This is a genomic window from Streptomyces sp. NPDC086835 (assembly GCF_044745705.1).
GTDB lineage: Bacteria > Actinomycetota > Actinomycetes > Streptomycetales > Streptomycetaceae > Streptomyces.
Genome location: NZ_JBIVAU010000004.1, coordinates 177273 through 195082, shown reverse-complemented (window position 1 = coordinate 195082; position 17810 = coordinate 177273). Strand labels below are relative to the sequence as shown.

17 protein-coding genes and 1 pseudogene are annotated in these 17810 nt (G+C 73.2%); 12 read left to right on the top strand and 6 right to left on the bottom strand.

Going from position 1 to position 17810, the window contains the following annotated elements; genetic code table 11:
* Window positions 1–41 precede the first annotated feature (41 nt).
* The 7 genes from ACIPJI_RS16045 to ACIPJI_RS16015 all read left to right on the top strand — a co-directional run bounded on the left by ACIPJI_RS16045 (window position 42) and on the right by ACIPJI_RS16015 (window position 7096).
* The gene (locus ACIPJI_RS16045; protein ID WP_402246797.1) at window positions 42–482 is read left to right on the top strand and encodes a S26 family signal peptidase; all 441 of its coding nucleotides are present in this window, start codon (window positions 42–44) and stop codon (window positions 480–482) included.
* Entirely contained in the window at window positions 479–2323 is a 1845-nt protein-coding gene (locus ACIPJI_RS16040; protein ID WP_402246795.1) for a BTAD domain-containing putative transcriptional regulator, read from the top strand. Before ACIPJI_RS16045 ends, ACIPJI_RS16040 begins: the two co-directional genes overlap by 4 nt.
* Window positions 2324–2412: 89 nt before the next feature.
* On the top strand, window positions 2413–2613 hold the full coding sequence (locus ACIPJI_RS16035) for a hypothetical protein (protein ID WP_307707047.1): 201 nt from the start codon (window positions 2413–2415) through the stop codon (window positions 2611–2613).
* Between the two features lie 12 nt (window positions 2614–2625).
* Window positions 2626–3174 carry a MauE/DoxX family redox-associated membrane protein gene (locus tag ACIPJI_RS16030; protein WP_356618771.1) on the top strand — a complete coding sequence of 183 codons (549 nt, stop codon included), beginning with the start codon at window positions 2626–2628 and terminating at the stop codon, window positions 3172–3174.
* Window positions 3171–3677, top strand: coding sequence for a TlpA family protein disulfide reductase (locus ACIPJI_RS16025; protein WP_402246793.1), 507 nt, complete (start codon window positions 3171–3173; stop codon window positions 3675–3677). The genes ACIPJI_RS16030 and ACIPJI_RS16025 overlap by 4 nt, the downstream gene beginning before the upstream one ends.
* The gene (locus tag ACIPJI_RS16020) at window positions 3674–5509 is read left to right on the top strand and encodes an ABC transporter ATP-binding protein (RefSeq protein WP_402246791.1); all 1836 of its coding nucleotides are present in this window, start codon (window positions 3674–3676) and stop codon (window positions 5507–5509) included. The genes ACIPJI_RS16025 and ACIPJI_RS16020 overlap by 4 nt, the downstream gene beginning before the upstream one ends.
* Window positions 5510–5788: 279 nt before the next feature.
* On the top strand, window positions 5789–7096 hold the full coding sequence (locus tag ACIPJI_RS16015; protein ID WP_402246789.1) for a phytase: 1308 nt from the start codon (window positions 5789–5791) through the stop codon (window positions 7094–7096).
* Window positions 7097–7155: 59 nt separating this feature from the next.
* On the opposite strand, the gene ACIPJI_RS16010 is transcribed toward ACIPJI_RS16015, so the two are convergent.
* Together ACIPJI_RS16010 and ACIPJI_RS16005 are read right to left on the bottom strand one after the other, a co-directional pair.
* Window positions 7156–7851 carry a hypothetical protein gene (locus tag ACIPJI_RS16010; RefSeq protein WP_356618779.1) on the bottom strand — a complete coding sequence of 232 codons (696 nt, stop codon included), beginning with the start codon at window positions 7849–7851 and terminating at the stop codon, window positions 7156–7158.
* A 278-nt stretch (window positions 7852–8129) separates the two neighbouring features.
* Entirely contained in the window at window positions 8130–8537 is a 408-nt protein-coding gene (locus ACIPJI_RS16005) for a VOC family protein (protein WP_307707053.1), read from the bottom strand.
* Between the two features lie 275 nt (window positions 8538–8812).
* Between ACIPJI_RS16005 and ACIPJI_RS16000 the strand changes: the two genes are divergently transcribed.
* Window positions 8813–9412, top strand: coding sequence for a hypothetical protein (locus ACIPJI_RS16000; RefSeq protein ID WP_402246787.1), 600 nt, complete (start codon window positions 8813–8815; stop codon window positions 9410–9412).
* Here ACIPJI_RS16000 and ACIPJI_RS15995 read toward each other — a convergent pair.
* Window positions 9370–9888, bottom strand: a complete 519-nt coding sequence (locus ACIPJI_RS15995) for an ATP-binding protein (protein WP_402246785.1) — start codon at window positions 9886–9888, stop codon at window positions 9370–9372. The two genes, ACIPJI_RS16000 and ACIPJI_RS15995, sit on opposite strands and share 43 nt — an antisense overlap.
* Before the next feature lie 169 nt (window positions 9889–10057).
* Here ACIPJI_RS15995 and ACIPJI_RS15990 point away from each other — a divergent pair, with 169 nt between their 5' ends.
* From ACIPJI_RS15990 to ACIPJI_RS15975, 4 genes and pseudogenes are all read left to right on the top strand, one after another.
* The gene (locus tag ACIPJI_RS15990) at window positions 10058–10972 is read left to right on the top strand and encodes a Scr1 family TA system antitoxin-like transcriptional regulator (protein WP_402247166.1); all 915 of its coding nucleotides are present in this window, start codon (window positions 10058–10060) and stop codon (window positions 10970–10972) included.
* A complete protein-coding gene (locus tag ACIPJI_RS15985; RefSeq protein ID WP_307707056.1) occupies window positions 10935–11063 on the top strand; it encodes a DUF397 domain-containing protein in 129 nt (42 codons plus the stop codon). The genes ACIPJI_RS15990 and ACIPJI_RS15985 overlap by 38 nt, the downstream gene beginning before the upstream one ends.
* Window positions 11064–11337: 274 nt before the next feature.
* Window positions 11338–12237: a hypothetical protein gene (locus tag ACIPJI_RS15980; protein WP_402246783.1), complete on the top strand. Its 900-nt coding sequence runs from the start codon at window positions 11338–11340 to the stop codon at window positions 12235–12237.
* 23 nt (window positions 12238–12260) lie between these two features.
* Window positions 12261–12446 (top strand): annotated as a pseudogene (locus ACIPJI_RS15975) (DNA-binding protein); the annotation flags it as partial.
* A 55-nt stretch (window positions 12447–12501) separates the two neighbouring features.
* On the opposite strand, the gene ACIPJI_RS15970 reads toward ACIPJI_RS15975, so the two are convergent.
* The 3 genes from ACIPJI_RS15970 to ACIPJI_RS15960 form a co-directional block, all read right to left on the bottom strand.
* On the bottom strand, window positions 12502–13155 hold the full coding sequence (locus ACIPJI_RS15970; RefSeq protein WP_402246781.1) for a class I SAM-dependent methyltransferase: 654 nt from the start codon (window positions 13153–13155) through the stop codon (window positions 12502–12504).
* Between the two features lie 12 nt (window positions 13156–13167).
* Entirely contained in the window at window positions 13168–14262 is a 1095-nt protein-coding gene (locus tag ACIPJI_RS15965) for a cation diffusion facilitator family transporter (RefSeq protein ID WP_402246779.1), read from the bottom strand.
* A 114-nt stretch (window positions 14263–14376) separates the two neighbouring features.
* On the bottom strand, window positions 14377–17523 hold the full coding sequence (locus tag ACIPJI_RS15960) for a sacsin N-terminal ATP-binding-like domain-containing protein (RefSeq protein WP_356618793.1): 3147 nt from the start codon (window positions 17521–17523) through the stop codon (window positions 14377–14379).
* Window positions 17524–17810 lie beyond the last annotated feature (287 nt).

Sequence of the window (17810 nt, the reverse complement as noted above, 5' to 3'; positions counted from 1 at the left end):
TAATCGATCGACTTTTCGATCACCGTAAATAGAGTTGGATCGTGCTCCTGACAAGTGCAGCTCTGGGCGTGACGGTCATCTGTATGGGGTTGTTCTGGGCCCGCAGGAATCTGGTGGTGGTCAGCGTCGAGGGGGCCAGCATGGAACCCGCGGTGCGGCACGGCGACCGCGTGCTCGTCAGAAGAAGACGCCTGCACCGGGTCAGGACCGGCGACATCGTCGTCCTGGAGCCCCCGTCGGACGGCCCGTACCGCACCGCCGCCACAGCCGGGCCCGACGGCCGGATCTGGAACGTGAAGCGGGTCGCCGCCCTTCCGGGCGATCCCCTGCCGCCCGGTGTGCCCGGCGAGGGGCAGGTAGGACCGGGCACCTTCGCGGTCCTCGGCGACAACCGCGCCGACAGCATCGACTCCCGGCACCGGGGCCTGTTCCCCGCGGAGCGGCTGATGGGCGTCGTCGTCCGCACACTCTCCGCCCGATGAGGTTCGGGCTCCTCGGCCGGCTCGAGGTACAGGCCGGCGGCCAGCGGATCTCCGTCCCACGGGGCAAGCAGCGGACGATCGTGGCGGCGCTGCTTGCCGCCGAGGGCCGGGTCGTCGCGGTGCCGTCCCTGGCGTGGGAGGTCTGGGGAAACCAGGTGCCGGCGTCGGCGGTGCCCAACCTGCGCACCTACGTCATGCGATTACGCAGGAGGCACCAGGACCTCGGTGAGCGGCTGACGACTTCGACCTCCGGCTACGCCCTGCACACGGAACCGCACGAGCTGGACCTGAGCGTCTTCAGGGACGCGGCGAAGCAAGGACACAAGGCCCTCACCGAAGGGGATGCCGCGGCAGCCGCGTCGGCGTTCGACAGCGCTCTGGCGCAGTGGCGGGGTCGGCCGCTGGAGGACATCCCGCTGGGGCCCACCCTGAACCACCTCGCGCAGTCCCTCGGCGAGCAGTACGCGCAGACGGTCGAGGACCGGGCAGAGGCGGGCCTCGTGCTCGGCGACCACCGGGGGGTGGTGGACCGGCTCCGCCCGTTCGTCGAGGACAATCCGCTGCGGGAGCGCGCCTGCGGGCAGTTGATGCTGGCGCACTACCGCAGTGGGGAGATCGACGCGGCGTTACGCGTCTTCCACCAGGCCCGCGACGCCCTGCGCGACGAACTCGGCATCGACCCGGGCCGCGAGCTGTCCCGGCTCCAGCAGGCGATGCTCGCCCGCAGGCCGGAACTGGAGACAGCGGCCGGACACATCCGCCCCGACGCGTCCGGGCCGCCACCCGGACCGGGCCTGCGCGCTCCGGGAGCGGGGCGCGTACCGCGCCAGTTACCGCCCGCCCCGGCGATGTTCGTGGGCCGTACCGCCGAACTCGCCCGTACCGGGTCGGCACTGCGCGGGAACGCGGGTCCGGTGGTGATCGCGATCCACGGGCCGGGAGGCGTCGGGAAGTCGGCACTCGGGCTGCGCGCCGCCCACGCGGTCGCCGGCCACTATCCCGACGGCCAGCTGTACGCGGATCTGCAAGGGGCGAACCACGACTCACCGGCGCTGTCCCCGTGCGAGGTGCTCGGCAGGTTCCTGCGCGCCCTGGGCGTGGACCGCTACGACGTCCCGGCCGACGAGGCGGAGGCAGCGGCCCTGTTCCAGTCGGTGCTCGCGGACCGGCGGGTGCTGCTCGTGCTGGACAACGTGGCGTACTCGTCACAGGTGCGGCCGCTCCTGCCGGCCGGTCGCGGTTGTGGCGCCCTCATCACCGGCCGGACGGTGCTGTCCACGCTGGACGCCGAACAGCTCGCACTGCGAGAACTTCGTCACGCGGAGTCGGTGGCGGCCCTCACGCTCCAGGCGGGCGAGGCGAGAGCCGCGGCCGAACCCGGCGCGATGGACGCGGTCGCACGGGCGTGCGGCGGGCACGCGCTGGCCCTGCGGATCGCGGGGGCGCGGCTCGCGGCCCGCCCCGACATGCCGGTCTCCTGGCTGGCGGAGCGGCTGGCGCGCCGCCGGCTGGCCGAGTGGTCGGAGGGCGACCTGGACCTCCGCGCCTGTTTCGCGGCCGGTTACGAGGCGCTCACGGACCCGGTCGCGGCCCGGGCGTTCCGGCTCATCGGCCGGGCGCGCCCCGGCGTCGTCCATGCCAGGTCCGTCGCGGCCCTGCTGGGCGAGGACGTGACCACCGCGGAGGCCGTGCTGGACGTGCTGGTGGCGGCCCGCCTGCTGGAACCGACGGCCGAAGGCCATTTCCACATGCACCGGTTGCTCCGGCTGTACGCGGCGGAGCTGCCGGAACCCGGCCCGTGCGCGGACCGGGGCCGCCGCGCCCGCGTGACCGTGTGCTGATCCGCCCGCCGGTCCATGCGCGATGTATCAGCCGGTGTACGTGCCGTTCATAGGGTCATGACCCAGACCAACGACCGGAGGGAACAACCATGTTCGCCATGATGGACAAGGTGCTCGACCGCCTGGTGCCGCGGGCCACCGCCCACGCCGACACGTCGTTCTACAAGTACTGCACGGGCTGCGCGTACGTCGAGGTGTTCGACGCCATCGGACGCTGGCAGAAGCTCTGCCACGTCGTGGGCGGCACGACCGGCTGCACCACCTGCCAGTACTTCAAAGTCGGCTGCTGACAGGTCGCTTGAGTGACGTATCTGCTCCTCGGATGCCGCGCGCTGCTTCTGGTCGTCTTCCTCGTCGCCGTGGCGGGGAAGACGCGCAGTCGCGCGGCATTCGCCGAATTCACCTCGTCGGTCGTCGCCCTGCGACTGCTGTCGCGGAGAACGTCCGCCGCGGCCGCGGCGACCGTCGTGGTCGTGGAGCTCGCCACGACCGCCCTGCTCGTGGTCCCCGCCACCGCGGTCATCGGTCTCGCCCTGGCGGTGGCCCTGCTGCTGGCGTTCTCCACCGGCATCGTCCTGGCCCTGCGGCGCGGCGACGGGACGGCGTCGTGCCGGTGCTTCGGCGCCTCCGCCACGCCCCTGGGCCGGATCCACGTCGTGCGGAACCTGGCCCTCGCCGTCGTCGGTGGCGCCGGTCTTGTCACGGGCGTGACCGCTTCGGTCTCCTCCTGGCCGCCGCATCCGGCGGGGACCGTCGTCACGCTCGCGGTGGCCCTGCTCGGCGCGCTCCTGGTGATCCGCCTCGACGACCTGGCCTTTCTCTTCACCGACCCGAAGCGAGACTTGTCATGATCTACCTCATCGCCGCAGTGGTGCTGGTCGGCCTGCTCTGCGTGTTCGACCTGTTCCTCACTTTCGCCGTGCTGCGCAGGCTCCGGGAGAACACCGCCGAACTGGACAGGCTGTCCGTACAGCCGCAGATCCAGATGTACGACCCGAAGGTCCTCGAAGGGACGACGGTCCCCGAACTCGGCGACGGATCCGGCGAGCGGCTCGTGGCGTTCTTCGAGGCGACCTGCGACGCCTGCCACGAGCACGCACCGCGGTTCGCCGCCTCGGCCCGCGGCTACGACAGCGCCATGGCCGTCGTCTCCGGCAGGGGACCGCAGGCCGAGGAACTCCTCGCCCTGGTGGGCCCCGACGTCCCCGTCACGCGTGCCGACGAGGCGAAGGCGCTGGTGAAGCGTGTCGGCCTCACGGCGTTCCCGACCTTCGTCCTCGTCGACGCCGACGGGACGATCACCCGTGCGGGTACCGACGTGAGCGAGCTGGCACCCCGGGTCCCGGCCGCGTGACCGGCAGGTTCGAGGTCGTACGGCTGGTCGGTGTCGCCGTCGGCCTGTGCTGGCGCGCGGGGCGCGGCCGCTGCCTGATGTACCTGGCCGCCACGGTGGTCGGCGGCCTGCTGCCCACCGCCACGGCCTGGTTCACCAAGTTCGTCGTCGACGCCCTCATGGCCGGCCAGGTGACGGGCGCCGTGCGATGGGCGGTCGCGCTCGCCGCCGTGGGCGTGGGTACGGGGTTCCTGCCGCACCTGTCGCGCTTCCTCCGCAGTGAACTGGACCGGCGGCTCGACCTGGTCATGAAGGACGAGCTCTACACCCGGCTCAACGGGCTCCAGGGCCTGGCCCGTTTCGAGGACCCCGCCTTCCGCAACGACCTCACCATGGCGTCGCAGGCATCGGGTGCGTCGCTCGGGTCCACGACCGCGGGCCTGTTCGACATCGCGCGCAGCCTGATCACCATCGTCAGTCTGCTGGCGACCCTGTCCGTGATGAGTCCCCTCATGGCGGTCCTGGTGGCCGCCGCCGCGGTGCCGGCGCTCCTGGTGCATCTGGTGCTGTCCCGCAGACACGTCACGATGCTCGCCACGATCTCCCCCGCCACCCGCCGGCAGATCTTCTACTCGTCGCTGATCTCGGACCTGACGGCGGTGAAGGAGACCCGCATGTTCGGCCTCGGGGACTTCCTCAAGGGCCGGATGCTGGACGAGTTGTCCGTGATGCACCGGGGCGAACGCGGGCTCGACCGGCGGGAGTTCCGTACGCAGAGCCTCCTGTCGCTGCTGTCGGCAGGGGTCGCCGGCGGCGGACTGGTGTGGGCGGTCTCCGCGGCCGCCGCCGGGGACCTGAGCGTCGGCTCCGTCACTGCCTTCGCCGCCGCTGTGACCGGGGCGCAGGGAGCACTCGTGGGGCTGGCCTCCGGTATCGCCGGCGCCTACCAGGCGATGCTCCTGTTCCGCTACCACCGGAACGTGGTCGCCACCCCCGACGACTTCCCCTCGGCGGCCGGCGAGATCGCTCCCCTGCGCAAGGGGATCGAGCTGCATGACGTGTGGTTCCGCTACAGCGACGACCACCCCTGGGTGCTGCGCGGCCTCGACCTCACCCTGTCCCACGGCTCGTCGGTGGCGCTCGTCGGTCTCAACGGGGCGGGCAAGAGCACCCTCATCAAGCTGCTCTGCCGCTTCTACGACCCGACGCGGGGCGCCATCCTGTGGGACGGCGTGGACATCAGGACGGTGCCGGTGGACGAACTGCGGCGCCGGGTAGGCGTCCTGTTCCAGGACTACATGTGCTACGACCTCACCGCGGCGGAGAACATAGGCGTCGGTGACCTGACGGCGCTGACCGACCTCCCGCGCCTGCGGGCCGCCGCCCGGCTGGCCGACATGGACGCCCAGCTCGAAAAGCTTCCGCAGGGGTACGACACGCTGCTCAGCCGCATCTTCTTCGAGAACTCCGACGAGGACGACCCGCAGACCGGTGTCGTGCTGTCCGGCGGCCAGTGGCAGCGGGTGGCTCTGGCCCGCACGCTGCTGCGGGAGTCCGGCGAACTGCTCATCCTCGACGAGCCCGGATCGGGACTCGACGCCGACGCCGAGCACGAGATCCACCAGCGCCTGCGCGAGCACAGGTCGGGCCGTACGACCCTGCTGGTGTCGCACCGTCTGGGAGTGGTCAGGGACTCGGACGTCATCGTCGTCCTGGAGGACGGGCGCGTGGTGGAACAGGGCACGCACGACGAGCTGACGGCCGCCGGAGGGCAGTACGCCCGCCTGTTCGCGCTCCAGGCCGAGGGCTACCGCACCACCGACGAGTCGGTCGGCGCCTCGGCGACACCCTGACCGGCTCCCCCGCGGCTCGCCGCGCCCGGACCGTGGGCGCGGCGCCTGCCGTGACCCGTCGCGGGTGGGCGGGCCGCGGCAGGCGCAGGGCCGGTGCGACAGACCGGGGCGCTGCCAGATGTGCGAGCCCTCGCGAGCCGTCGGACCGCCGCCCCCGGTTCGCGCCGGCTCTGCCGAATTCACCTCGGCGTCATGCGGCCATCACGCTTTGCCCACCGGACACGACCAGGGTCCACTACGACGAGCGAAGCGTCATGTACTCGACATAGAGGAGCCCATGTGACCCCGCGCCGCCCCCTCTTCACCGCCGCTCTTGTAGCGGGTACGGCCCTCGCGGCCGTCGCCGCGACCGTGCCCGCCGCGGCTCACCCGCACGGCCGGGCCGACGCCCTGCCGGCCGTCCAGCCGCGGGCGGAGACGGCCACGCTCTACGACGACGAGGCGGGCGGCAACGCCAACGCCGACGACCCCGCGATCTGGCGCAACGCCGCCGACCCGGACCGCAGCCTCGTCGTCGCCACGGCGAAGGAGGGCGGCCTGCGGGTCTACGACCTCGACGCACGGCAGGTCCAGTTGATCGCGGCACCCGCCCCGGCCACGGCGGACGACGCCCCCGGACGCTTCAACAACGTCGATCTCCTCCAGGGTGTCCGGCTCGGAGCCGGCCGCGCCGACCTCGCCGTCGTCAGCGACCGCGGCAACGACCGGCTGCGCTTCTACCGCATCGACCGCGACCGCCCCGGCGGCCCGCTGACCGATGTCACCGACCCCGCGGCCGCGCCCGTGTTCTCGTCCGGCCAGGACGAGATCAACGAGCAGGCGACCGCGTACGGCCTGGCAACCTGGACCGACCGGTCGACGGGCCGCTCCTACGCCCTGGCCAGCCGCCGCAACCGCACGGGCATCGCCCTGCTGGAGATCACCGCCCGCCCCGACGGCACGGTCGGCTACCGCAAGATCCGCACCGTCGAACTGCCCTCGGCCTTCCGCCTCCCCGACGGCACTTCCTGGTCCCCGTGCGGCGAGCCCGGTGAACTGCCCCAGGTGGAGGGCATGGTCGTCGACCCGGCGAACGGCATGCTCTACGCGGGCCAGGAGCGCGTGGGCGTCTGGCGGATGCCCGCCGACCTCACCGGCAGGCCCGTCCTCGTCGACAAGGTCCGCGAGTACGGCGTCCCCGGCACGTACGACGAGGAGACCGAGGAGTGCACGCCCGGCGCCGACCCCGGTCACGGCGGCAGCCGGCTGGCAGCCGACGTCGAAGGGCTGGCCCTGCTCACCGAGCCTGACGGCGACGGCTATGTGATCGCCTCCGGCCAGGGCGACAACACCTTCGCCCTCTACGACCGCGAGGTCGGCGACAAGAACGAGTACGAGGGCGGCTTCCGGATCACCGCCGCCTCCGCCACCCTCGACGGCTCGGAGGAGTGCGACGGCGCGGCCGTGCTGAACGCCCCGCTCGGCCACCGGTACCCGAACGGTCTGCTCGTCGTGCAGGACGGCCACGACGCTCCCGGGGACGGTGACCGCGAGGCGACCAACTTCAAGTTCGTCGACCTGGCGGACGTCCTCGACACGGTCGACTGAGCCCGGCCCGCACGGGGGGCGGCAGCCCGCCGCCCCGCGCGCAATCTGCCGCCGGCCGGTCAGGCGTGCGCCCAGCCGTGCGGCGCCGGCGAGTGGTAGAGGCTTTCGATGTCGTCCGGCACCGGTGCGTAGAGCGCTTCGTCGTTCCGGCGGTGGCGGCCGGACTGCATCGCCTCGCTGTCTCCGGTCCTCGGCGACAGCCGGCCCTCAGCGGCCAGGTACTGGGCGCGCAGCAGCAGCGTCCTCGGGCTGAGGCCGAGTTCTTCCGCGACTGTCGGGAGGTCCAGGCCGGACTGCCAACTCCATTGGAGGACGGAGTCCATGCCGGGCGACCAGACCACCGAATCCTCGGCGGGCCGTGCCACGTACTCGGCCGTCGGTACGGGCACACTCGGCGGTACCGGTGCTTCCACGCGCGGATGGGGGAACGGGACGTCCGGCGACACGGGCTCGTCCTCGCGAGGGATCGGCGCCGCACGGTGCTCCGGTCGAGCGGCGAGGATGTGCTCGGCGACGGTGTGGGCATCGGTCTTACCGACGGTCTTGCGGGCTACGCGGACCTCACGGGCGTTCAGCCCCATGAGATCGGCGACCGCCCCATCGCTGCCGACCGTGACAGCGAACGCGGCGAGCGTACGGGCTCGGTCGGCATGCGCCTCGTCCAGGATCGCCCGCGCCTGCCGCACCTTGTCGTCGCTGCTACAGAACGCCTCAGCCAGGAGGGTGTTGCGCTCCCAAAGGTCACGTGGTTCCACGCCCCAGCCAACGATCTTCGACGGCGGGGGACACTTGGCCCGGACTCCGAATACCCGAAACGGCCTAAATCCCCCATTTACAGTCGATCTGCTGAAACGTCGACCACACTCGGACTCATGTCCGGGCCCGGGCCTGCTCATCGTGCAGGACGACCACACCCCCGGCATCAGTTGCACGCGAAGCCGTCGGCTTCCGGTTCGCCGCCCTGGGCGACGTCCTGGAGCCGCCGACCGGTCGTGGGTGCCGCGCAAGGGGCGCGGCACCCCGCGAAACGCGCCTACGGCCGGGCGTAGGGCCGGGTCATGATCTCCATGTTGTGGCCGCTCGGGTCGTCGAAGTACGCGCCGCGACCGCCGAACAGCCGGTTGATCTCGCCCGGTTCGGTGTGGCTCGGGTCGGCGTAGTACGTGACGCCGACCGTCTCCAGGCGGGCGATCATCGTGTCGAACTGCTCGTCGGGCACCAGGAACGCGTAGTGCTGCGGCTGGATCGGCTCGTCGGTCAGCTCGTAGTAGTCGAGCGTGACGCCGTTGCCGAGGTCCACGGGCAGGAACGGCCCGAACGGCGCGGCGACCTCGACGCCCAGGATGGCGGCGATGAACTCGGCCGACAGCCGCCGGTCCTTGGCGTACACGGCGGTGTGGTTCAACTGGACGGTGGTGACAGGCGGTTGCTGCTGAGGCATGGTGGGGCGACTCTCCAGGTCTTGGTTCCTCAAGGGACAGGTCGAAGATGGAGAGACAACGGCGGGCCCCTGGCCCGCCCCGCGCTCACGCCGAGGCCGGGCGCCTCACTCGTGCGTGGCCCATGGCCGACCCGGCAGTCACCCGGCCGAGCCTAGCCGCCGACCGGGCGCGGCGCACCTGAGTAAGTAGGCGTACTCATGACAACGCCCCCCGCAGGGCGAAAGGATCAGCGGACGCGTCGGCCCGCCCCTCCCCAGACCGCCGGAGTGCCCAGGTGAAACGTCCCGCCCCCACCGTGACCGGCGTTGCCGCCGTGCTGCTGGCGCTGCCCCTCCTCGCCGGTTGCGGAACCGTCGTCGGCGACGGCCCGGGCGCCACTCCGACGCGTGACGCGTCGAGCGCGCCGGCCATCGACCACGAAGCGCGGGCCAAGGAGGCGAAGGCCGCACACGACCGGAAGTTCCCGGAGGTGGCGAAGGTCTGCGCCGACGCGCCGGCGAAGCCGTCCGAGGAGCCGACCCCTTCCGAGGCGCCCACCGACCCGTGGGCCCGCAGGGTCGCCGAGAACCACGCCTACAAGACACAGGCGCGCCTGGACGCCGACGCCCGCTGCCGGGGCGACGCCCACGCCCGCCGGATCACCGCCGGCCTGGAGGGTGTACGTGACGAGAAGGCGCTGCGCTCCGCACTCGGCCGACTCGGCTATCCGCCGGAGACAGTGGATGTGTACGAGACAGGTGCCGCCCCGGGCTTCTCGTTCAGCATCCCGGACGCCGGTCCGTGCATCACCGGCACCCTGACCGAACCGGCGAAGGCGGAGGCGCACGGGCACTACGTCGAGGGCGGCTGCACGGAACCCAAGGGCGGGCACTGAACCGCCACTTCCGCCCAGACGGTCTTCCCGACGGGACAGCGCGGCTCCACACCCCAGCGGTCGGCAAGTACATCCACGAGAACCAGCCCCCGCCCCGACACGTCGTCGGCGGCGGGGGTCCGTACGTCGGTCGGCGGATGCACCGAGGACGCGTCCGAGACCTCGACGCGCACCCGCCGTGCGTCCAGCGTCAGCCGCAGCCGGAAGTCCCGCCCCGGTACGCGACCGTGCCGTACGGCGTTCCCCGCGAGCTCCGCCACCAGCAGGGCGACGGTGCAGGAGAGGTCGGAGTCGGCGGGGTGACCCCACTCGGCCAGGTGCCGCACGGCGACCCGCCGGGCCAGCCGCGCACCGCGGGGCGTCGAGCCGAACAGCGCCGCGAACTGACCTCCCGTACGCGGTTCTTCGTCCGCTGCCCGCTGGTGGTCCGGGCCTTCGCCCGGCGTCGTCATGGTCTTCAGCACTGTGTCGCCCATCCCGGTTCGCCGCTCTCTTGAGGCACGACCCGTGGGTGTACGGACCGTGACGTTCCGTGTTCAAGAGTCGTCGCGCGGCTCTACGCTCGGAAGGGCATGCAGCCTTACACCGCAAGCCGTAAGGAACGGAAGTAAGCCCATGGCCAAAGGAATTGAGCCCGAGGAGTCGATGGCAGCGCTCTTCGGCTCCCGGGTCCGCCGACTGCGGACGGCCGCCGGTCTGACCCAGGCCCAACTGGGGGCAAGGACCCATGTGGTGAGCACCCGCATCACACAGGTCGAGCGGGCGTCCGGCGCCCGCCCGACGCTGGAGCTCGCGCGGGCGCTCGACGCGGCGCTCGGAGCGGACGGGCTGCTGGTGGACCTGTGGCCGCACGTCTACCGGGAGTCGTTCCCGGACTGGTCGCGGACGTTCATGGCGTACTCGGCGCAGACCGAGGCGATCCGTGAGTACACCGCGCACGTCGTGCCGGGTCTCTTGCAGACGGAGGAGTACGCCCGGGCCGTGCTGAGTGTCGGCCTGTCCCACCGGGACGAGCAGCACTTGGAAGAGCGGCTGGCCGCCCGGCTGGAACGGCAGAAGCGGCTCGGGTCGCCGGACCGACCGGAGCTGCTGGTGATCCTCGACGAGACGGTGCTGCGGAAGCGGATCGGCGGGGACGACGTCATGCGACGGCAGCTCGCGCGCCTGCTCAAGGCCGCCGCCGAACCCCACATCACCGTGCAGGTCCTGCCGTTCGACGAAGGCGCGCACGACGTGCTGGGCGGCTCGCTCACCGTGCTGACCCTGCGGGACGGATCCGAAGTCGCCTACACGGAGGGCGCGGACCACGGCCGGCTCTTCGAAGATCGGGACGATGTGCGGCGTTTCGCGGTGGCCTACGATCGGCTGCGGGCAGCGGCCCTGCCCCCGCGCAGGTCGCTCCACATGATCCGATCCGCGATGGAGGAGGACCACCGTGACCCCCAGCTCCCTTCCCGGTCCGCGCGACGCCGCCTGGCGAAAGAGCAGTTACAGCAATCAGGAGGGCGGCAACTGCGTCGAGGTGGCCGACGGAATCCCCGGCGTGGTTCCGGTACGTGACAGCAAGGCCCCGCACGGTCCCGCACTCACCTTCGCGACCGCGTCCTGGACCGCGTTCATAGGCGAGTTGAAGGCCGCCGACCGGGCCTGAGCCGAGCGGGACCCGGTCCGTACGCCGGTCTTCCCGGCCCGCCGGGACCTCGCCCGCGAGGGGTCGGTGAGCCACGAACTCCCCCAAAGAACCTGGGGGAAAGAACCACCTGCCCACCCTCCCCGCCCCGGCATCACTCGGACGGGTGACCGGCTTGCGGGGGCGGGAAGTTGGCGGTTACGTTCGCGGCAACAACCCCAGACATATGACGGCCCCCGGCCGGGACGGCAATCCCGATCGAGGGCCTCACCACCCAGGAAGAAGCCCCTTCCCGATGGCTGAACCGCAGTCTAACGCGCCCCTGCGCGCCCCCGCCGGAGCTCCGACCTCCGGCGTGATCCACGTCCGCACCCGGCTCGCCGGCGACTTCACGGTGATCGCCAACGCCCTGCTCCAGCGCCGGGGCAGCGCGGTCACGGTCGGCGTCGCGGGCTACATCCTGTCGCTGCCGGACGGCGCACCCGTACGCATCGACGCGCTGTGCGAGCACTTCACCGAGGGCGAGATCCTCATCTCCCGGGCCCTGCGGGAGCTGGAGGCGGACGGCTATCTGGAGCGGCGGCGCGAGCGCGGTCCGAGCGGCCGACTCCGCACGCGGACGTTCTTCCACGACGTGCCACCGGGCGACGGCCCCGAGCCCCCGCGGCCGCCCTCACCGCCGCGCCCCCGCAGGTCCACACCGTCGCCGCAGCCCGCGTCCGAACCCCGGCCCGTGCCCGAGCCGACTCACGAGCCGGACCCGTCGCCCGCCGCGCAGACCGCCACCACGGAACCGCAGGCCGCCGCGGACCCGGCTGCCCACCCCGCCCCGGACCCCCGCGCTGCGGTGATCCTGGCCTCGCTGCGCATCGTGGACCGCCGGCTGATCCTCTCCCGGCGGGAGGCCGACCGACTCGCCCCGGCGGTCACCCGGTGGCTCGAGCACGGCGTCAGCCCCGAGGACATCACGACCCACCTCACCACCCGCCTGCCGGACCCCTTGCGGGCCCGCCCGGCCCGCATCCTCGCCTACCGCCTCGGTGAGCTCCCGCCACCCCTCCCCGACCGGCCCGCGGCCCCCGCCGCCCTCCCCTGGCAGACCTGCGACGGCGGCTGCGAACGCGCCTTCCGAGCGGCGGAACCGGGCCGCTGCCGCGACTGCCCACCGGTCGCGGGCCTGGCGACGGCGTGCTGACCGGCACGCCTGCCTGGTCCGACGCCGTCTCGCGCGTGAACGTCGTCCCACACACCGAGGCCGTCGCGCGCCGAGCAGACAAGCTGCTCGCCGCGGCCGGTATGCACGATCGCAAGTACGCGCTCGACGCCATCGTCGCCGCGACCGCCCCCGCCTCACCGTCGCCCGTCACCGTCCTGGCCTCGGACCCCGAGGACCTGCTCATGCTGTCCGTGGGCCCGGCGGTCCGACCGCCGGTGGCCCCGCCACGGGCCGGCGGAGCCGTCAGACGCGGGCGATCAGGGCGTAGCGCTCGTCCGTCACCGGGCCGCCCCACAAGGCCGGGTCGCCGCTGAGGGGTTCGACGCGCAGGTCGGCCACGAGAGGCCGCACTGCGGCCGCGAGGTCGTCCGCGCCGATCCCGCCGTGCCAGGGCAGGGTCTCGGCGCCCGCCACGTACGGCACACCGGCCTGGCCGGACTCACGCCAGCGGCCCTCGACGAGGATCAGCGTGCCGCCGGGGCGGATGCGGGCCGTCCAGTCGGCGAGGGCGGCCTCGGGGTCGGGCAGGGTCCACACGAGGTGGCGGGAGAGCAGGGCGTCGAACCGCTCGTCGCCGGTGGGCGGTGCCGCCGCGTCGCCCACCAGGAAACGCGCCGGGAGACCGGCGGCGGAGAGCTTGGCCCGGGCCTGGTCGATCATCCGGGGCGAGAGGTCGACCCCGGTGACCCGGTGCCCGGCCTCCGCCACCAGAGCGGAGAGCGAGCCCGTGCCGCAGCCGACGTCCAGCACGGACGACGGGTCCGACGGGAGCCAGGCGGTGAGCAGTCGGGACCAGGCGGCGCGGGTCCCGGCGGCCCGCAGGCCGTGGTCCGGCTCGGCGTCGAAGTCGGTGGCGGCTGCATCCCAGTACGCGGTGATCGCTGTGGAGTCGGTCATCCGCCGATCGTTTCAGCCGGCACCGACAGTGCCGTGGTGGGCGAGCGCCGCGTGCGGATCGCCCTCGACGGGACGGTGGTCGATGTGGACGGTGGCCGCCGTCAGCCGGGGTACGGCGTGGATCAGCGCGTGCTCGGCCGCGACGGCCAGCGAATGCGCCTGGACGACGGTGAGTTGCGGGTCGACCACGATGTCGGCCTCCGCCCGCAGCGCGTGTCCGATCCACCGCATCCGCACCTGCCCGGTGTCCAGCACGCCCTCCACACCGCGCAGCGCGGTCTCCGCCGTCCCGACGAGGGCCGGGTCGACCGAATCCATCAGGCGCCGGCAGACCTCACGGGCGGCGTCCTTCAGGACCAGCAGGATGGCGACGGTGATCAGCAGACCGACGACCGGGTCGGCCCACCGAAGGCCCAGCGCGGCGCCGCCCGCGCCCAACAGGACGGCCAGCGAGGTGAATCCGTCCGTACGGGCGTGCAGGCCGTCCGCGACGAGCGCGGCGGAGCCGATCCGCCGGCCGGTGCGGATGCGGTAGCGGGCGACCCACTCGTTGCCCGCGAAACCGACCAGCGCGGCAGCCGAGACCGCCCACAGGTGCGTGATGTCGCGGGGGTTCAGCAGCCGGTCGACGGCCATGTAGGCGGCGACCACCGCCGAGGCTGCGATGGCGGCCACGATGACGATGCCCGCCAGGTCCTCGGCCCGCCCGTAGCCGTACGTGAAGCGGCGGTTCGCCGCGCGTCTGCCGAGCATGAAGGCGATGCCCAGCGGGACGGCGGTCAGCGCGTCGGCCGCATTGTGGACCGTGTCACCGAGCAGCGCCACCGACCCGGACAGGGCGACGATGACGGCCTGGACGACGGTGGTCGCGCCCAGCACCACGAGCGAGATCCACAGCGTGCGCATCCCGTCGCGGGACGTCTCCATCGCCGCGTCGACCTTGTCGGCGGACTCGTGGCTGTGCGGCCGGAGGACATGGGCGAGCCGGTGCCGCATGCCGCCGCGCACAGGACCGTGGTCGTGACGGGCGTGATCGTGATCCCCGTGGTGGTGATCGCCGTGCTGGTGATCGTGCCCGTTCGGATGAGTGTGCCGAATCCCCGCCATGGCACCCACCGTCGCACAGGAACCACCTTGCGGCTACAGCCGTCATACGCCCTGTGACCAGGTGCGATTCCCTCGCAAGTACGCGCGGAAAGCACCTGGCCCGAAAGCGACGGCCTACGCGTCGAACCAGCGGTCCCGCGCCAGCTCCTCCGTACGGGACGGGTCCTCCAGCAGCGCCGCGACCTCGAAGCGGCGCGGCCACTGGCCCGCCGCCCAGGCGAGACCGGCCGCCACGCCTTCCAGCGTCGCGGCGTGCAGCACGCCGTCGGGGGTGCGGCGCCAGTCGAGTTCGGTGCCGCCCGCGACCAGCTCCTCGTGCTCGACGTACGAGTCGGGCGTCGCCGGGCCCAGCAGGATACGGACGGACTCCGGAACCTCGTGCTCCTCACCGTCCGTCGTGACGTCCGCGTCCACCGTCTCGCTCAGGCGCCTGACCTGGAACAGGTCCGCCAGGTCCTCCGCGCGGGTCGGCGCCACCGGGAGCAGGGGCAGACCGGCGGACAGCGGCAGCAGGTCGGGGGTGTCCGCGACGACCGCGTCGGCGGCGTCCACCACACGTACCTCGCCGTCCACCACCGCCCGCAGCTCGTCGGGGAGGGTGACCTGGTCGGGGTCCAGGTCGGCGAGCGACGTGTAGAGGCCGTGCAGCTGGCGGCCGGTCACCGCACGGTCGGGATCGGCCAGGCGGGACAGCAGCTCCGCCGCGCCACCCGGCTCGTCCAGCAGCGCCGCGACCGAGGTGCGGACGCCAAGGGCGTGCAGCACCTGCGCGTCGGCGAAGCCGGTCGTGTCGGCCGACTCGTACAGGCCCTCCAGCAGCGGGTCCGCGCCCGACGCCCGCAGACCGGCGGGGCGGCGGCCGTCCAGCACCGGATGGTCGCGCAGCCACCACGCCGTGTACGGGCGCACGGTCTCCGTCGTGCCGTCCGGCAGCAGGATCCGTACGGACTGGGTGAGCGCGTCCCGCAGCGGCGGCTGCGCCAGCAGCGCGAGGGCCTGCGGCCAGCGGTCGTCGTCCACCAGGTCCAGGTCGCGCACGGCGACGATCTCCGTGGCGACCGGCGGCACGGGCGTGTCCGGCAACCGGTCGAGGACGTCCTCGCACCACACGTCCACCGCGTCGAGCAGGCCCGCGTCGTCCGGCTCGGCGAAGTCGCCGTCGCGCGGCTCGAGTTCATCGGGGTCGAGGACGACGTCGGTGGCGCGGACCAGGGCGAAGTTCGCGAGGACACCGCAGGCGGCGAGGGGCTGCTCGCCCCACCGCTCGGCCAGCTCGGCGTCGCACAGGGCGAGTTCGCCCTCGCGCATCACCGAGGCGAACGGGCTGCCCGGCAGGACCAGTTCACCGGCCGGAGCCGGCTCGCCGTCCTCGTCGGGCAGGGCGAGCGCGCCGAGCCACGGCTCGTCGCCCGGCTCCAGCTCCGCGTCGCGGACCAGCGCGAGCACCGTCTCGGCGAGCTCCTCCGCGTCGAGCGTGTCGGCGTCCTCGTCCCACACCTCGCCCTCGTCGAGGGAGGCCGCCACCGCCGCGCGCACCTGCGGGGTCCGCAGAACGGCGCGCGGCGTCGCGGGCAACGCCCCCAGCTTCTCCAGCAACGGGTGGGCGGCGTCCGGGTGGACGACCTTGAGACCGAGGCGCGCCAGGTCGGCGGGGGTGTCCGCGAGCGGAAGCAACGTCTGGCGGGGGCCGATGGTGGTGCGCGAGTCCGCGAGCGGGACGGGCAGACCCGACAGGCGGTCCGGGTCGACGCCGGCGAGGCTCTCGTACAGACGGTGCCACCAGGCAGGTTCGCGTTCAAGGCCGGCCAGCCGGTCGATCGCCTCCGTGAGCGGCACCCGTGCCACGCCCAGGGTGCGCAGCTCCACCCGGCGCTCGAGGCCGGCGGGCAGCAGCGTCGGCATGACCTCCGCCAGTACGCGCACGGTGTCCGTGCCCGCCCCCTCCAGCACCTCCGCCTCGATGGGCCGCAGGCCGTTGGTGGTCACCCGGTCCGGCAGCCCGGTGTCCTCGTCGGACACGTCACGCGGGACCGCCGCCTCGAGGAACGCCGTACGCGGCAGGCGCCGCAGGATCGCCGCCCGCAGCGCGCCGTCGAGTTCGCCCTTGCCGAGCGGGCCGGGCACGAGGTCGATGACGCCGGTGGTCACCGGCTGCCAGCCGCCGAGCAGTTCGGCGTACGCGTCCGCCGCGCGCTCCACCAGGAAGTCGGTGAGCGGCCCGCGGGCCGGGTGGCGGCGGGTCGTGTCCAGCGGCAGCGACGCGATGAGCAGCGCGGGCACGCCCAGGGGCTCGTCGGTGGGGGTCGGCGCATGCACCACGGGCGCGGTGAGCGGCCGGGCGGGCGCGCCCTCGTCGTCGACAGGAACGGCCCAGGTGACGGTCCAGTGCGGGCGCAGCCGCTCCTCGACCGGCCGGTCCGCCAGCAGCGCCGGCTCGGTCGCCCCGCCGTGGCTGACGACCCGCCAGCGGCGCTCGCCGTGGACGCTGTCCTCGACGCGGACGTACGGCTCCTGCTCGTAACGCTTCAACACCCGCGTCGAGTCGGGGGTTTCGATGACGATCTCGGCGAGGCCGGGCAGCGTGAGCAGCAGCGCGTCGTCGATGCCGGCGAGCAGACGCTCGACGAGGTCCACGGCTGCGCCGTCGCGCAGCGGCAGCACGACGACCGTGTCGTAGCCCTCCGGCGCGGTGCCTTCCGCGGGCAGCGGGAGCCGCAGCAGCGGCACGTGCCCGTCCCTGCGGCGCAGCTCGTCCCCGAGGCCGGGGCTGCCCTGGGCGGCCTGGCCCGCCAGCTCCCTGGCCTCCGCCAGGGACCAGCGCACGCCGCCGTGACGGCCGATGACGGCCGGCTCGTCACTGACCGCGAGGACGGCGGCGAAACCGACACCGAACCTGCCCACGGCCGCCTCGTGGCCCTCACGCTTCGCGGAGGCCCGCAGGGTGCTCAGCGACTCGACGCCGGTGGCGTCCAGCGGGGCGCCGGTGTTCGCGGCGGCGAACACGGCGGGCTCGCCGTCCGCGCCGACGGGTCGCAGGTTCAGCCGCAGCCGGCCGGGGACACCGGCACGGGCCGCGGCGTCGGCCGCGTTCTGCGCCAGTTCGACGACGAGACGGTCCCGGTAGCCGCCGAGGGCGAGGTCCTCCTCGGCGTTGGCGTCCTCCCGGAAGCGGGCGGGGCTCGCGCCCCACGCGTCGAGCACGCCGCGCCGCAGCCGCGCCGTCCCGAACGGGTCGGCCCACTCGGTCGTCCTGACGCTCACGCTGTGCTCCACTCTCTTACGGCTCCCGGGCGCGGGGCCGGCCACGCCGGCCTGCTGCGACTCCTGATGCGCCCGAAGGTACCGCGTACCGGCCCGGGGTGCGGTCCTCGCCCACCGCCCGCCGTCACCCTCCGGGCGTGTCCCCCTGCACCGACCCCGCCCCACCGCCGGACCCACCGCCAGTCACCACCGTGACACGCCGCTACGGGCGGACCTCCGCCCCCGGCCCGCGGGCCGGGAGACGGGACGCCCTTCGCGCGCCACCGGAAAGTCGCCACCGAAGTCGG

What these genes read in the sequence shown, in the direction of transcription:
- ACIPJI_RS16040 (WP_402246795.1), top strand. Translation starts at nt 479, where the DNA reads ATGAGGTTCGGGCTCCTCGGCCGGCTCGAGGTACAGGCCGGCGGCCAG.
- ACIPJI_RS16035 (WP_307707047.1), top strand. Translation starts at nt 2,413, where the DNA reads ATGTTCGCCATGATGGACAAGGTGCTCGACCGCCTGGTGCCGCGGGCC.
- ACIPJI_RS16025 (WP_402246793.1), top strand. Translation starts at nt 3,171, where the DNA reads ATGATCTACCTCATCGCCGCAGTGGTGCTGGTCGGCCTGCTCTGCGTG.
- ACIPJI_RS16005 (WP_307707053.1), bottom strand. Translation starts at nt 8,537, where the DNA reads ATGCCTCAGCAGCAACCGCCTGTCACCACCGTCCAGTTGAACCACACC.
- ACIPJI_RS15995 (WP_402246785.1), bottom strand. Translation starts at nt 9,888, where the DNA reads ATGGGCGACACAGTGCTGAAGACCATGACGACGCCGGGCGAAGGCCCG.
- ACIPJI_RS15990 (WP_402247166.1), top strand. Translation starts at nt 10,058, where the DNA reads ATGGCAGCGCTCTTCGGCTCCCGGGTCCGCCGACTGCGGACGGCCGCC.
- ACIPJI_RS15980 (WP_402246783.1), top strand. Translation starts at nt 11,338, where the DNA reads ATGGCTGAACCGCAGTCTAACGCGCCCCTGCGCGCCCCCGCCGGAGCT.
- ACIPJI_RS15970 (WP_402246781.1), bottom strand. Translation starts at nt 13,155, where the DNA reads ATGACCGACTCCACAGCGATCACCGCGTACTGGGATGCAGCCGCCACC.
- ACIPJI_RS15965 (WP_402246779.1), bottom strand. Translation starts at nt 14,262, where the DNA reads ATGGCGGGGATTCGGCACACTCATCCGAACGGGCACGATCACCAGCAC.